Annotated in this window: 12 protein-coding genes; 9 read left to right on the forward strand and 3 right to left on the reverse strand. The window is 74.0% G+C overall.

All coding sequences use genetic code 11. From position 1 onward, the window contains the following. Positions 1-47: 47 nt before the first annotated feature. Positions 48-1571 (reverse strand): dolichyl-phosphate-mannose--protein mannosyltransferase, encoded by a 1524-nt coding sequence (locus GCU67_RS11700; RefSeq protein WP_163611390.1) that lies wholly within the window; start codon positions 1569-1571, stop codon positions 48-50. A gap of 82 nt (positions 1572-1653) precedes the next feature. Between GCU67_RS11700 and rsmI the strand changes: the two genes are divergently transcribed. Beyond that, entirely contained in the window at positions 1654-2493 is an 840-nt protein-coding gene (gene rsmI, locus GCU67_RS11705; protein ID WP_163611391.1) for a 16S rRNA (cytidine(1402)-2'-O)-methyltransferase, read from the forward strand. 70 nt (positions 2494-2563) lie between these two features. Here the strand turns inward: rsmI and GCU67_RS11710 are convergent, their stop codons facing one another. Both GCU67_RS11710 and corA read right to left on the reverse strand, forming a co-directional pair. Then, on the reverse strand, positions 2564-3487 hold the full coding sequence (locus tag GCU67_RS11710; RefSeq protein ID WP_163611392.1) for a DUF559 domain-containing protein: 924 nt from the start codon (positions 3485-3487) through the stop codon (positions 2564-2566). Positions 3488-3658: 171 nt separating this feature from the next. After that, positions 3659-4750 (reverse strand): magnesium/cobalt transporter CorA, encoded by a 1092-nt coding sequence (gene corA, locus GCU67_RS11715; protein WP_163611393.1) that lies wholly within the window; start codon positions 4748-4750, stop codon positions 3659-3661. A 156-nt stretch (positions 4751-4906) separates the two neighbouring features. Between corA and GCU67_RS11720 the strand changes: the two genes are divergently transcribed. The 8 genes from GCU67_RS11720 (at position 4907) to GCU67_RS11755 (ending at position 14391) form a co-directional block, all read left to right on the forward strand. After that, positions 4907-6415 carry an amino acid permease gene (locus GCU67_RS11720; RefSeq protein WP_163611394.1) on the forward strand — a complete coding sequence of 503 codons (1509 nt, stop codon included), beginning with the start codon at positions 4907-4909 and terminating at the stop codon, positions 6413-6415. A 101-nt stretch (positions 6416-6516) separates the two neighbouring features. Next, on the forward strand, positions 6517-7197 hold the full coding sequence (locus tag GCU67_RS11725) for a hypothetical protein (protein WP_163611395.1): 681 nt from the start codon (positions 6517-6519) through the stop codon (positions 7195-7197). 47 nt (positions 7198-7244) lie between these two features. After that, a complete protein-coding gene (metG, locus tag GCU67_RS11730; protein ID WP_163611396.1) occupies positions 7245-9068 on the forward strand; it encodes a methionine--tRNA ligase in 1824 nt (607 codons plus the stop codon). 127 nt (positions 9069-9195) lie between these two features. Further along, positions 9196-10062: a TatD family hydrolase gene (locus GCU67_RS11735; RefSeq protein WP_163611397.1), complete on the forward strand. Its 867-nt coding sequence runs from the start codon at positions 9196-9198 to the stop codon at positions 10060-10062. Between the two features lie 111 nt (positions 10063-10173). Further along, positions 10174-11010, forward strand: coding sequence for a hypothetical protein (locus tag GCU67_RS11740; RefSeq protein WP_163611398.1), 837 nt, complete (start codon positions 10174-10176; stop codon positions 11008-11010). 403 nt (positions 11011-11413) lie between these two features. Further along, positions 11414-12481, forward strand: coding sequence for a ubiquitin-like domain-containing protein (locus tag GCU67_RS11745; RefSeq protein WP_338104950.1), 1068 nt, complete (start codon positions 11414-11416; stop codon positions 12479-12481). 64 nt (positions 12482-12545) lie between these two features. Beyond that, entirely contained in the window at positions 12546-13418 is an 873-nt protein-coding gene (gene rsmA / locus GCU67_RS11750; protein ID WP_163611400.1) for a 16S rRNA (adenine(1518)-N(6)/adenine(1519)-N(6))-dimethyltransferase RsmA, read from the forward strand. Positions 13419-13422: 4 nt separating this feature from the next. Beyond that, positions 13423-14391, forward strand: a complete 969-nt coding sequence (locus GCU67_RS11755; protein ID WP_163611401.1) for a 4-(cytidine 5'-diphospho)-2-C-methyl-D-erythritol kinase — start codon at positions 13423-13425, stop codon at positions 14389-14391. Positions 14392-14443: the final 52 nt, after the last annotated feature.

The raw sequence follows: 14443 nt of genomic DNA on the forward strand, positions 1-14443 counted from the left end.
CTTCTCCGGCAAGCGGGCTGACCGGCCTCCCGCAGGGAGACGCCTCCTCAGAACCAGGAGGGGAACCACATCCGCTGCAGCCACTCGCCGTGGGTGAGCGGCTGCCCGGTGAGCACCGGGTAGAAGAAGACGAACGTCATCGCGACCACCGCGATGTAGGTGCAGACCGCGGCCAGCCCGAGCTGGCGCCGCAGCACCGGGGCGTCCCGCGGGCCGAGGACGTCGGCCAGCACGAGCACCACGGCCAGCACGAAGAACGGCAGGGCCGGGGCCATGTAGAACAGGAACATCGTCCGGTCGAGGTTGACGAACCAGGTGAGCCAGCCGGCGGCGATGGCCACCGCGACGGTCAGCGCGGTGGGGTCCCGCCGGGCCACGACCCGCCAGAGCAGCCACAGCACCGCCGGCACGAAGGCGAACCACAGCGTCGGCGTCCCGACCATCAGGATGTAGCGGATCACCTGGCCACCGTCGGTGTCGGTGAGCCCCTGCGGGTTCCACAGCAGGATCGGGCGGCCGTCGACGACCCACGACCACGGCCCGGACTCCCACGGGTGCGGGCTGGACAGCCCGTTGTGGAAGGCCAGCCACTCGCCGTGCATGTGCCACAGCGAGCGCAGCGCACCGGGGACGAACCCGTACGCGGTGTCGGGGTGCTGGTCGGCCCAGTGCCGGCCCTGCGCGCCCTCGCTGCGGAACCAGCCGGTGAAGGAGGCCAGGTAGGTCAGCACCGGGAGCGCGCCCAGCGCCCAGGCGGCACCGGGCAGCCCGCGGCGCAGCGCCACCAGGGTCGGCCGGGGCACCCCGGCCTCGCGCCAGGCCGCCCGGTCCCAGAAGAGCGACAGCAGGCCGAAGAAGGCCAGGAAGTACACGCCGCTCCACTTGACCGAGCAGGCGGCGCCGAACATCAGCCCGGCGGCCAGCCGCCACCCGCGCGGGCCGAGCGCGAAGCCGCTGGTGCCCACCCGGTCGGCGGAGTCGCGCACCCGCTGGCGCACGGCGTCCCGGTCGACGACGAGGCAGGCCACGGCGCTGAGGACGAACAGCTGCAGGAAGACGTCGAGCAGGCCGATCCGGCCCAGGCTGAAGGAGAAGCCGTCGAGGGCCATCAACAGGCCGGCGACCAGCCCCAGCAGTGTCGAGCCGGTCAGCCGGCGGGCCAGCCGGACCAGGACGACGACGGCGATCGTGCCCGCCACGGCCGAGGGCACCCGCCAGCCCAGCGAGTTGTCGCCGAAGAGCTGCTCGCCGATCGCGATCAGCCACTTGCCCAGCGGCGGGTGGACGATGAACGTGTAGCCGCGGTTGGCCTCGTAGCCGTACTCGAGCATCTCGGCGGCCTCGGGCGGGTAGTACGCCTCGTCGAACACCAGCTCGGCCGGGTAGCGGATGTCCCACAGCCGGGTGATCAGCGTGGCCACGGCCAGCACCGTGGTGAGCACCGCGGCCAGCACCCGGTCGGTGGGCAGCGGCGGCACGACCTCGCGGCGCGGCCGGGGGAGCGGTGGCCAGCGACGGGGGTGCGTGGTGCCGGGTGCCGCCTCGGCCCGCTCGGGGGACAGCACCGCCATGGAGTCAGGGTAGCCAGGAGACCTGTCCGCCCTCCGGCCCCTGCGGGCGGGTCGTCGGCGATCGCCGTGACAGGCTCGGTGCATGACCGGACGACTCGTGCTGGGCGGCGCGCCCCTCGGACAACCCGGCGACGTGGGCCCCCGGCTGCGCGAGGTGCTGGCCACCGCGGAGGTGCTCGCGGTCGAGGACACCCGCCGGCTGCACCGGCTCGCCGCCGACCTCGGGGTCACCTTCACCGGCCGGCTGGTCAGCTTCTACGAGTCCGTCGAGCAGGCCCGGCTGCCCGGGCTGGTCGCGGCGATGCAGGACGGCGCCACGGTGCTGCTGATCACCGACGCCGGCATGCCCTCGGTCTCCGACCCCGGCTACACGCTGGTGCGGGCCGCGATCGACGCCGGCATCGAGGTCACCTCGGTGCCCGGGCCCTCGGCCGTCGTCACCGCGCTCGCCGTCTCCGGCCTGCCCTGCGACCGGTTCTGCTTCGAGGGCTTCCTGCCGCGCAAGGGCGGGGAGCGGCGGTCGGCGCTGGCCGCGCTGGCCCGCGAGCCGCGCACGATGGTGTTCTACGAGTCCCCGCACCGGCTGGCCGACACCCTCGCCGACGCGGTGGGCGCCTTCGGGACCGAGCGCCCCGCGGCCGTGTGCCGGGAGCTGACCAAGACCCACGAGGAGGTCCGCCGCGGGTCGCTGGCCGAGCTGGTCGAGTGGGCCGCCGAGGGCGTGCGCGGGGAGATCACCCTGGTCGTCGGCGGCTCGGTGGCCGGCCCCGAGGCGCTGTCGCCGGCGGAGCTGGCCCGGGAGGTCGCCGCCGAGGAGGCAGCCGGGGCCGACCGCAAGGAGGCCATCCGCGCCGTCGTCACCCGCACCGGCCTCCCGCGCCGCACCGTCTACGACGCCGTCCTCGCCGCCAAGAAGCCCTGACCCCTGGCATAGGTACCAGTACATGCGCCCCGGAGGCGGAAATGCAGGTATTGGTACCTATGCCCAAGAATCAACCGACGCGGAGCTGGTGCTGGCGAGCCCGGTAGACCTCCAGCACCTTGGCGCGGACGGCATGCGGATCGCGCACGACGTCCGCGTAGGTGAACCGCAGGACCACCCAGCCGAGCGCGGCCAGTGCGCGGTCGCGGGCCAGGTCGCGCGCCCGGTCCTCGGGCGAGGTGTGGAAGGCCGCGCCGTCCAGTTCGACGGCGAGCCTGACCTCGGGATAGGCGCGGTCGAGTCTCACCCGGCCCGTCGGTAGATCGACCGGGTGCTGTCCGACGCTCGGAGGCAGCGACCGGTGGTGGAAGACGGTGAGCACGCCGTGCGCCTCCAGTTCGCTCTGGCACCCGTCGGCGATGAGCTCGATCGTCTGCCGTAGGGCCCGGTGTCCGGCGACGTTGGGGCGCTCGGCCAGGGAGTCGCGCAGCTGGTGCGCCGTCACGAGCCGTCGGCGGACGGCGTCGATCGCGAGTGGACGACGTTCGGGGAGGGGCATCAGCGGCCAGGCGTCCACGAGTGAGCGTGGGAGGGCGGTCACGCGCAAGCCGGACCGCTGGGTGCACTGAGCGGAGGCCGGGTCGAAGCGGAGACGACGGTGCACCACGAGATCAGGTGCCCCCGCGCGCTTGAGGCCCTGGTCGATCGTCAGGTGCAGTGGTCGTTCCAGTCGGCGCAGGCCCCAGACGGCGAGAGCGGTCGTGTGGCTCAACGCGGCCACGGGGCCGGTGTGCAGGAGCGCTGCGCGCAACAGGGTGCCGTCGTCATCCGCTCCACCGCTCAGCCGGTAGACGTGCGGGAAGACCCGGACGAGGTTCCGCCGGCCGATGTGCCCGTCGAGCACGTCTGCAGGGAGTCGTTGCAACAGGTGCTGGCGAGTCACCAGGCCGTCGTTGCAGTCGACCATCTCCCGGATCACTGGCCGCCAGTCCACGGTCACAGGGTGGCGAGCAAGGGGGCAAGGCCGTGCCGTAGCGGGGCCGTCCTGTGGACAACTCGGCAGTCTTCCTCCTCGCCGAGTCCCAGGCATAGGTACCTGTACCTGCGTCCTGGACGCTGGGACGCGGGTATGGGTACCTATGCCTGGCAGCGCACGACGGTGGGCCTACAGCCAGCCGTTGCGCTTGAAGCCGCGGTAGAGCAGGTAGCAGAGGGCGGCCATCAGCAGCAGCGCGAACGGGTACCCGAAGGACCAGTGCAGCTCCGGCATGTGGTCGAAGTTCATCCCGTAGACGCCGGCGACCAGGGTCGGGGCGGCGATCAGGCCGGCGTAGGAGGAGATCCGGCGCATGTCGTCGTTCTGCGCCACCGAGATCCGGGCCAGCGCCGCCTGCAGGATGTTCGACAGCAGCTCGTCCAGGCCCATCACCTGGTCGCGGACCCGCAGCGTGTGGTCCTGGACGTCGCGGAAGTACGAGCGCATCGCGTCCGGCACCAGGTCGTTGGGCCGGTCGGCCAGCGTGGTCAGCGGGAGCTCCAGCGGCTGGACGGCCCGGCGCAGCGCCATCAGCTCGCGCTTGAGCTGGTAGATCCGCGGGGTGTCGTCGGTCCGCGAGGGGCTGAACACCGACGTCTCGAGCTCCTCCACGTCGTCCTCGACCGCCTCGGCCACCTCGACGAAGTGGTCGACCACCAGGTCGGTGACGGCGTACAGCACCGACGAGGGGCCCAGCTGGAGCAGCTCGGTCTGGCCCTCGAGGGTCTGCCGCAGCTCCTTGAGCCCGCCGTGGTCACCGTGCCGGACGGTGATCACGTAGTGGCTGCCGAGGAAGACCATCACCTCGCCGGTGTTCACGACCTCGCTGGTGGCGGTCAGGGCGTCGTGCTCCACGTACCGCGCGGTCTTGAGCACCATGAACAGGCTGTCGTCGTAGCTGTCGAGCTTGGGGCGCTGGTGGGCCTCGACGGCGTCCTCGACCGCCAGGGGGTGCAGCCCGTAGACGGCGGCGACCCCCTCGAACTCGGCCTGGGTCGGCTCGTGGAGCCCCAGCCAGACGAAGCCGCCCTTCTCGACCGCGGCCCGCAGCGCCTCGTCGTAGGCCACCGGCGCCTGGCGCTGCCCCTCGACGTAGATCGCGCAGTCGATGACGAAGTCGCTGCCCTCCCGCTCGCTGGGGGGCAGGCTCGGCGGGCCGACCGGACGCGGACGGCGGTGCACCTGGGGCAGCCGTGAACGGGTGCTGTCCGTGCTCGTCACGGGCACCTCCTGGTCTGGTCGGGCGCCCGGTCGGCGACCGTGCGGGGGCGGGGGGAGCGTAGGTCTGCGGGAAGCCCCACGCCGTGGGACGCTCCCCGCACAGTTGATCACCAGCAGGACGGCGGACGTCGCGCCGCCTGCCCGAGAGGGGGTTCGGTGGCCACCAACAGGGCCCGGGTCAAGAGCGTCGAGGAGTCCATCCGCGACACCGAGGAACCCGACCACCAGCTCAAGAAGAACCTCTCGGGGCTGGACCTCACCGTGTTCGGCGTCGGGGTCATCATCGGCACCGGGATCTTCGTGCTCACCGGCGAGGTGGCCAAGACCACGACCGGCCCGGCGGTGGCCGTCTCCTTCGTGATCGCCGGCCTGGTCTGCGCCCTGGCCGCCCTGTGCTACGCCGAGTTCGCCTCGACCGTGCCGGTCGCCGGGTCGGCCTACACGTTCTCCTACGCCACCCTCGGTGAGCTGGTCGCCTGGATCATCGGCTGGGACCTGGTCCTGGAGCTGGCTCTGGGCGCGGCCACCGTGGCGGTGGGCTGGTCGGGCTACCTCAACCAGCTGCTCGGTGACCTCGGCATCCCGCTGCCCACCTCGATCGCCGGGGAGGAGGCCACGGTCAACCTGCCGGCGATCTTCATCGTCGCGGTGATGACCGGGGTGCTGATCCTGGGCATCAAGTTCTCCTCGCGGGTGACCTCGGTGATCGTGGCGATCAAGGTGGCCATCGTGCTGCTGGTGATCGTCGTCGGGCTCTTCTACGTCAAGGCCGCCAACTACTCGCCGTTCGTGCCCCCGGCGCAGCCGAGCGAGACCGGCAGCGGGTGGAGCGCCCCGCTGATCCAGACGCTGTTCGGCTTCGCGCCCAGCACCTTCGGCGTGGGCGGCGTCCTCGCCGGCGCGGCCATCGTCTTCTTCGCCTTCATCGGCTTCGACATCGTCGCCACCGCCGCCGAGGAGACCAAGGACCCCGCGCGTGACCTGCCCCGCGGCATCATCGGCTCGCTGGTCATCTGCACCGTGCTGTACGTCGCGGTGTCGCTGGTCGTGGTGGGCATGCAGCGCTACTCCGAGCTGTCCAGCGAGGCCCCGCTGGCCGACGCCTTCCGCAGCGTCGGGCTGCCGTTCCTCTCCGGGGCCATCTCCGTGGGTGCGCTCGCCGGGCTGACCAGCGTGGTGATGATCCTGATGCTCGGGCAGTCCCGGGTGCTGTTCGCCATGAGCCGCGACCACCTGCTGCCGCCGGCGCTGGGCGCGGTGCACCCGAAGTACGGCACGCCCTACAAGATCACCCTGATCACCGGGGTCGTCGTGGCGGTGCTCGCCGGGTTCATCCCGCTGGGCGTGCTGGCCGAGCTGGTCAACATCGGCACCCTGTTCGCCTTCGTGCTGGTCTCGGTGGGCGTGATCGTGCTGCGCCGCACCCGCCCGGACCTGCCGCGCGCCTTCCGCGTCCCGCTGGTGCCGGTGCTGCCGGTCGTCTCCGCCCTCGCCTGCCTCTACCTGATGCTCAACCTGCCGGGGGAGACCTGGGCGCGATTCGCCGTCTGGATGGCGCTCGGGGTCGTCTTCTACTACGGGTACGGCCGCCGGCACTCGCGCTTCTCGACGATCGGCGCCGCCGAGCGCAAGGCGGCCGGCCAACAGGCCGGCGGCGAGAGGTGACCCCTCACCCCTGCGGGTGAGGACCGGCCCCGGGTCCTGCTGCCCGGGGCCGGAACGCCCGACCTGATCGGTGAAGCCCGTCACCGGTCAGGAGAACCCCCGTGCCCAGCGCCGTCCTCGACGCCCCCCGCCTCCCCGTGGGAGCCCCGCAGGGCACACCGGCGGTCCGCGCCACCCGGCCGGCCCGCCCGCAGCGCACCCCGCTGCCGGTCGCCGCCGCCGGTGTCCTGTCGGTCCTGGAGTCCCTCGCCCTGCTGGCCTTCGGCCTCACCGGGCTCGGCAGCCTGTTCACCGGGGGCACCCGGCTGCCCGGCCCGGCCGTGGCCGCCACGCTGCTGCTGCTCGCCGCCTGGGTGGTGCTCGCCGCCGGTGCGGGCGCCGTCCTCGTCGACGGCGCCGGGCGCCGGCTGCTCGTCGCGGTCGCGGTCACCGAGGTCGGCGGATGCCTCGCCCTCGCCGTCCACGGGCTGTTCGGTCCCGACGGCGTGCGGCTCGTCGCCGTGTCCGGAGACGTCGGCCTGCCGGTGCCCGCGCTCGCGCTGCTGGGCCTCGCCGTCCCGACCGGGAAGCTGCTGCTGGCCAGCTCGCCGTCCGCGCTGGCCTGGGTCGCCGCCGGCGGCCGCCCCCGCGCCCCGCGCCGGGCACCGGTCGCCCCTGAGCACCGCGTGCTGCGCGGCGTCACGGTCGCCTGCATCGGCCTGGCGCTGGCCGGGGTGGCCGTGCTGGGCGCCCCCGCGGACGGCCCGGCACCGACGACGGCCGCGGTCACCGGCGCCCCCTGAGCCCGCCGCCTGCGAACCGGGTGGACCGACCTCACTACCCTCGTGCCGTGACAGATCGGCACATCCTCACCGCCGTCGCGTGGCCCTACGCCAACGGCCCGCGGCACATCGGACACGTCTCCGGCTTCGGCGTCCCCTCCGACGTCTTCAGCCGGTTCCACCGGATGAGCGGCGACCAGGTGCTGATGGTCAGCGGCACCGACGAGCACGGGACGCCGATCACGGTCGCCGCCGACGCCGAGGGGATCACCCCGCGGCAGATCGCCGACCGCAACAACCGCATCATCGTCGACGACCTGGCCAGCCTCGGGCTCAGCTACGACCTCTTCACCCGGACGACGACGGTCAACCACCGCAACGTCAGCCAGGAGATCTTCCTGGGGCTGCTGAAGAACGGCTACGTCTTCCCGAAGACGACGCTGGGCGCGATCAGCCCGTCCACCGGCCGCACGCTGCCCGACCGCTACATCGAGGGCACCTGCCCGATCTGCGGCTACGACGGCGCGCGCGGCGACCAGTGCGACAACTGCGGCAACCAGCTCGACCCCACCGACCTGATCAACCCGGTGAGCCGGATCAACGGCGAGACGCCGAAGTTCGTCGAGAGCGAGCACTACTTCCTCGACCTGCCGGCCTTCGCCCGCGCGCTGGGGGACTGGCTGGGCACCCGCGGCAACTGGCGGCCCAACGTCCTGAACTTCAGCGTCAACCTGCTGGAGGACCTCAAGCCGCGCAGCTACACCCGCGACATCGACTGGGGCGTGCCCGTCCCGCTCGACGGCTGGCGCGACCGCGACGACAAGCGCATCTACGTCTGGTTCGACGCGGTCGTGGGCTACCTGTCGGCGTCGATCGAGTGGGCCCGCCGCTCCGGTGACCCGGAGGCCTGGCGGCAGTGGTGGCAGACGCCGGACGCCGACGCCTACTACTTCATGGGCAAGGACAACATCGTCTTCCACGCCGAGATCTGGCCGGCGCAGCTGCTGGGCTACAACGGCCAGGGCGACAAGGGCGGGTCGCCGGGCTCCTACGGCGCGCTGAACCTGCCCACCGAGGTGGTGTCGAGCGAGTTCCTGACCATGGAGGGGCGCAAGTTCTCCTCCTCGCGCAACGTCGTCATCTACGTGCGCGACTTCCTGGCCCGCTACGACGCCGACGCGCTGCGCTACTTCATCGCCGCGGCCGGCCCGGAGAGCCAGGACACCGACTTCACCTGGGCGGAGTTCCTGCGCCGCAACAACGACGAGCTGGTCGCCGGCTGGGGCAACCTGGTCAACCGCTCGGTGTCGATGGCCGCCAAGAACATCGGTGCGATCCCGACGCCGGGGGAGCTGACCGACGCCGACCGCGCCCTGCTGGCCACCACCTCGGGTGCCTTCGCGCCGATCGGGGACCTGCTGTCGCGCAACCGGCAGAAGGCCGCCGCCGCCGAGGCGATGCGGGTGGTCAGCGAGGCCAACAAGTACCTGTCGGACCAGGCGCCGTGGAAGCTCAAGGAGGACCCGGCCCGCCGGGACACCGTGCTGCACACCGCGCTGCAGGCGATCAAGGACTGCAACGCGCTGCTGACGCCGTTCCTGCCGCACTCGTCGCAGAAGGTGCACGAGCTGCTCGGCGGGACCGGCGTGTGGTCGGCCGCTCCGCAGATCGTGGAGACCACGGACCTCGACGACGGCTCGCCGTACCCGATCATCACCGGCGACTACGCCGCGAGCCAGGCCGTGTGGGCGTCCACGCCGCTGCCGCCGGCCGGCACGCCGCTGGCCACGCCGACGCCGGTGTTCACCAAGCTCGACCCCTCGATCGTGGAGGAGGAGCTCCGTCGCCTGGAGGAGGACGGCCAGGGCGGTCCGACGGACGGCGAGGCGTGACCCGCCCACCAGCCCTGACGGTCCGCCGGGGTCCCAGGGGGGCCGTGTTCGCGACCATGGCCCCCCTGGGGTCGGGCCGCGCGCGGTCGGGAGCGACAGTGGCGACTTCTGCCCTTGGGAGCCAGCGGTGAGCCGGTCGTCGGCGTCGCGGGCCAACCGGCGGGGCGAGCCGCCGCCGTCGCCGGAACCGCTGCCGGCACCGGCGGTCGACAGCCACACGCACTTCGACATCGCCGTGGGCGGTGAGGACCGCGAGCCCACGCCCGCGGAGGTCGACGAGGCGGTCGAGGCCGCGGTCGCCGTCGGGGTGACCCGGCTCGTACAGGTCGGGGTCGACGCCGCGTCGTCCCGCTGGTCGGCCGAGCTCGCCTCCCGGCGTCCGGAGGTGCTGGCCGCGGTCGCGCTGCACCCGAACGAGGCCGGTGCCGGCGCGGCCACGCCCGAGGCGCTGGCCGAGGTCGACCGGCTGGCCGCGCTGCCCCGGGTGCGGGCGGTGGGGGAGACCGGGCTGGACCGGTACCGCACCGGCGAGGACGGCTGGGCCGCGCAGGAGGAGTCCTTCCGGGCGCACATCGACATCGCCAAGCGGCACGGCATCGCGCTGGTCGTCCACGACCGGGACGCCCACGACGAGGTGCTGCGCGTGCTCGAGGACGAGGGCGCGCCGGAGCACACCGTCCTGCACTGCTTCTCCGGTGACCCCGGGTTCGCCCGGGCCTGCATCGACCGGGGCTACGTGCTCTCCTTCGCCGGCACCCTGACCTTCGGCAACGCCGGGTACCTGCGCGAGGCCGCCGCGATGACGCCGCTGGACCAGCTGCTGGTCGAGACCGACGCGCCGTTCCTCACCCCCGTGCCGCTGCGGGGCCGCCCCAACGCCGCCCGGCTCGTGCCGCACACGGTGCGCGCACTCGCCGAGGTCACCGGCACCGGGCTGGAGCAGCTCTGCGACACCCTCACCGCCACCGCCGAGCGGGTCTTCGGTCCCTGGTGACGCCCTCGCCCCCACCCCTCGCGGGCCCGCGACGGGGCGCTGCGGAGGGGCCGGGGTGCGCGACGCGCCCGGGGACGGCCACGACCGGCCCGACAGGGGGACACTGAGCACGTGGGCCGCCTGATCGCGTTCGTCCTCTTCATCGCACTGCTGGTCCCGGCCGCCGCGTTGGGCCGGGCCTGGTCGCTGGCTGCCGGTCGCCGGGCGGTGGCCGCCGCGGCGGTCGGCTTCGTCGAGCTGTCCCCGGCCGGCTCCGCCGAGCTGTCCCGGCAGGCCGCGCACGGCCGCCGGGTGCGGCAGCTGGGCTGGGTGCTGGGATTGGCCGGCATCGTGGCGAGCGTCGTGCTGTTCGCCGAGGCGTCGGTGTTCCTCTGGCTGCCCGCGCTGGCCGCCGGGCTGCTGGCCGGGGTGCTGCTGGCCGAGGTCACCCGGCCGAGGCCGCGCTGGGCGGTCGCCCGCCCCGCCCGCCGTCCCGCCCGCGGGGAGCAGGTGTCGCTGGTGCTGCTGTGGAGCATGCGGGCGGCCATGGTGGGGGAGCTGGTGACCGCTGTGCTGCTCGGCTCGTCCGGGCACCTGTCCGACGCCGCGCTCACCGCGCTGGTGGTCACCGCCGTCCTCGGCTGGCTGCTCGCCGAGGTCGCGCTGGCCCGGGTGTTCTTCCGGCCGCTGCCGGCCGAGGGCGCCGACGTCCCCGTGGACGAGGCGCAGCGCACCTGGACCGCCCACCTGGTCGTGGCCGGGGCCAGCGTCCTGGCGCTCATCCCGCTGGGCGTCCTGTTGCTGGTCGCCGGGCTCGACATCGGCGACGAGGTCCGCGACGGTGCCGGGCTGCTGCCGGTGGCGCTGGTCGCCGGCGGGTTCGGCGCGGTCGCCGCCGGCCTGGCCGTGGCCGTCTACCTGCTCACCTGGCTCCGGCCGCTGCGCCAGGGCGCCGCCGCGCTGGCCTGACCGCCGCTGCGTCGGCCTGACGGCCGGCGGACGGGTCGACGCCTGTGGGCTTGCCCACCGTGCCCGTTGCTGGACGACGCGCCAACACGCCGTCCAGTGTCACGTTCGGTGTCGGCGTGCCTGCGGAACGACTTGTCGACCTGCTGGTGTCCTGACTCAGCACGGTTGTGTCAGCGAGTTCGTTCGTTATCGTGTCGTGACCGACAGCCGGGGTGGGGAACACCCAGGTGGTCGTGCACGGCCGGGGGTGACTCCCGATCGCGACGACGACGGGTTCGCCTGCTCCTGGGAGCCGCCTGACGGCGGCGCCTCCGCCTGCGGCCCGGTTCCCCTGCCCGGGTCCTGCTGACCTGGATGTGTTGTGCGCCGATCGTTGAAGTCCTGCCTCTTCGCGGTGGTCCTCGTGGGCCTCGTGGCGAGCGTCGCCGCCTACTTCGCGGCCGAGAAGTCGTTGACCCTCACCGTCGACGGCCAGTCCCGCCTGGTGACCACCTACGCCGGCACGGCCGCTGAGGTGCTCGCCGACGAGGGGCTCACCCCCGCCGCGCACGACGTCGTGCTGCCCGCGCTGGGCGCCGACGTCGCCGACGGCGACACGATCGTGGTCAACCGCGCCCGCCCGCTGACGCTCACCGTCGACGGCGTGCGCAGCGAGGTGTTCACCACCGCGCTGTCGGTGGACGACGCCCTCGACGAGCTCGGCTACCGCACCGACCAGCTGCAGCTGTCGGCCGACCGCAGCGAGCGTCTGCCGCTGGACGGCATGGACCTGGCCATCACCACCAGCAAGGACGTCCGGCTCGTCGCCGACGGCCAGGAGCGCGTGGTCACCACCACCGCCGCCACGGCCGGCGACCTCCTCGCCGAGCAGGGCATCGCGCTGTCGGCCACCGACCGCACCTCCCTCTACCCGGCCCAGCCGCTGCTGGGCGGGATGGTCCTGCGGGTCACCCGCGTGCAGGTCGACGAGGTCACCGAGGTCCAGACGGTCGACTACGAGACGGTCGAGACCGAGGACGCCGAGGCGCTCGAGGGCGAGCGCACCGTCACGCAGAAGGGCGTCGAGGGCGCCCGCACCACCACCTGGCGGGTCACCGTCACCGACGGCGTCGAGACCGGCCGCGAGCAGGTCTCCTCCGAGGTCACCAAGAAGCCGGTCGAGGAGCAGGTCTCCGTGGGCACCAAGCCGGAGCCGGAGCCCGTCGCGGTCGCGGCCGGCGCCCCGGCCACCGCTGACGGCCTGAACTGGGCCGCGCTGGCCCGGTGCGAGTCCGGTGGCCGCCCCAACGCGGTCAGCGCCAGTGGCACCTACCGCGGGATGTACCAGTTCTCCCGGGCCACCTGGGCCGGCGTGGGCGGCAGCGGCGACCCCGCCGCCGCCTCGGTCGAGGAGCAGACGATGCGCGCGCAGATGCTCTACTCCCGCAGTGGGGCCGGCCAGTGGGGCTGCGGCAGCCGACTGTTCGACTGATGAAGGACCTCGCTGCCCCCCACCACTCGCAGGCTCGCGGCGGGCCCCTGCAGCGAGGCCGTTCGTGACGGACCCGCTTCTGGGGCCGGCTCTGATCCGCGACCTGGCCCAGCAGCTCGACCTGCGTCCGACCAAGCAGCTCGGGCAGAACTTCCTGCACGACGCCAACACCATCCGGCGCATCGTCCGCACCGCCGACCTCGGCCCGGACGACGTCGTCCTGGAGGTCGGCCCCGGCCTGGGGTCGCTGACCCTGGGCCTGCTGGGGGCCTGCGCGCACGTCACCGCCGTGGAGATCGACCCGCGGCTGGCCGACCAGCTCCCGCGCACCGTCGCCGAGCGGGCGCCGCAGTGGTCCGACCGGCTGACCGTGGTCACCGCCGACGCCCTGCGGGTGACCGACCTGCCCGGCCCGCCGCCCACCGCGCTGGTCGCGAACCTGCCCTACAACATCGCGGTCCCCGTCCTGCTGCACCTGCTCGAGCTGCTGCCCTCGCTCGACAGCGCCCTGGTGCTGGTGCAGGCCGAGGTGGCCGACCGACTCGCCGCCGCTCCCGGGACGGCGTCCTACGGCGTGCCGAGCGTCAAGGCCGCCTGGTACGCCGACGTCCGCCGGGCCGGCAACGTCCCGCGCCCGGTGTTCTGGCCGGTGCCCAACGTCGACTCCGGGTTGGTCGCGCTCCGCCGCCGGCCCGCGCCCCCCGGCGACCGGGCGGCCACCTTCGCCGCGGTCGACGCCGCCTTCGCCACCCGGCGCAAGGGCCTGCGCGCCGCTCTCGCCCGCTGGGCCGGCAGCCCCGCGGCGGCCGAGGTGCGGCTGCGGGCCGCCGGCATCGACCCGACCACCCGCGGCGAGCAGCTGTCGGTGACCGACTTCGCCCGGCTGGCCGCGACCGCCGAGGTCGTCACCCTGCCACCGGGTGCGGTGGCAGGGTGAGCGGATGAGCAACACGACGGCCGGTGGCCCCGGCCGGATCGCCGGCGACGGCTCCGTGGTGGCCAGGGCGCCGGCCAAGGTGAACGTCCACCTCGGGGTGGGCCCGCTGCGGGACGACGGCTTCCACGAGCTGCAGACCGTGTTCCTGGCCGTCTCCCTGTTCGACACCGTCACAGTGCGCCGGTCGACGGGCCTGTCGCTGGAGGTCCGCGGCGAGGGCACGGCCGACGGCGCCGGTCCGGCCGGGGTGCCCAGCGACTCCCGCAACCTCGTCTGGCAGGCCGCCGAGCTGCTGGCCCGGCACGCCGGGGTGGCCGCCGACGCGCACCTGGTCGTCGACAAGTCGATCCCGGCCGCGGCCGGGCTGGCCGGGGGCAGCGCCGACGCCGCGGCCACCCTCGTCGCGCTCGACGCGCTGTGGGGCACCCGGGCCACCCGCGGTGACCTGGCCGCGCTGGCCGCCCAGCTGGGCAGCGACGTCCCGTTCAGCCTGCTCGGTGGGGTCGCGCTCGGCACCGGCCGCGGCGAGCGGCTCTCGCCGGTGCTGGCCCGCCGGCGCTGGGACTGGGTGCTGGGCATCGCGGGGGAGGGGCTGTCCACCCCGACCGTCTACGGCGAGCTGGACGCCCTGCGCGCGGCCGGGGAGCTCCCCGACGGCGCCGTGGCCGCCTCGACCGAGCCGGTGCTCGCCGCGCTGCGCAGCGGCCCGGTGAGTGCGCTGGCCGCCGCCCTCAGCAACGACCTCCAGGCGCCGGCCGTGCGGCTGCGCCCCGAGCTGCGCCGCGCCCTGCGCGCGGCCACCGAGCTCGGGGCCGCCGCGGCGCTGGTCAGCGGGTCCGGGCCGACCGTGGCCGCGCTGGCCGAGGACGAGGACGGCGCCGCCCGGCTGGCGACCGAGCTCGCCGGAGCCGGGGCCTTCCGCGCCGTGCGCGCCGTGCACGGCCCGGTGCCCGGCGCCCGCCTGGTGGGCTGAAGAAGGTCCCCCACCCCTCGCTCCGCTCGGGCCGGGCCCCTGCGAGGGGGCC

Origin of the sequence: Modestobacter muralis (genome assembly GCF_010682105.1) — a bacterium.
Lineage (GTDB): Bacteria > Actinomycetota > Actinomycetes > Mycobacteriales > Geodermatophilaceae > Modestobacter > Modestobacter muralis.

Coding starts and splice junctions, on each gene's coding strand:
- GCU67_RS11700 (WP_163611390.1), bottom strand. CDS start 1,571: ATGGCGGTGCTGTCCCCCGAGCGGGCCGAGGCGGCACCCGGCACCACG.
- rsmI (WP_163611391.1), top strand. CDS start 1,654: ATGACCGGACGACTCGTGCTGGGCGGCGCGCCCCTCGGACAACCCGGC.
- GCU67_RS11755 (WP_163611401.1), top strand. CDS start 13,423: ATGAGCAACACGACGGCCGGTGGCCCCGGCCGGATCGCCGGCGACGGC.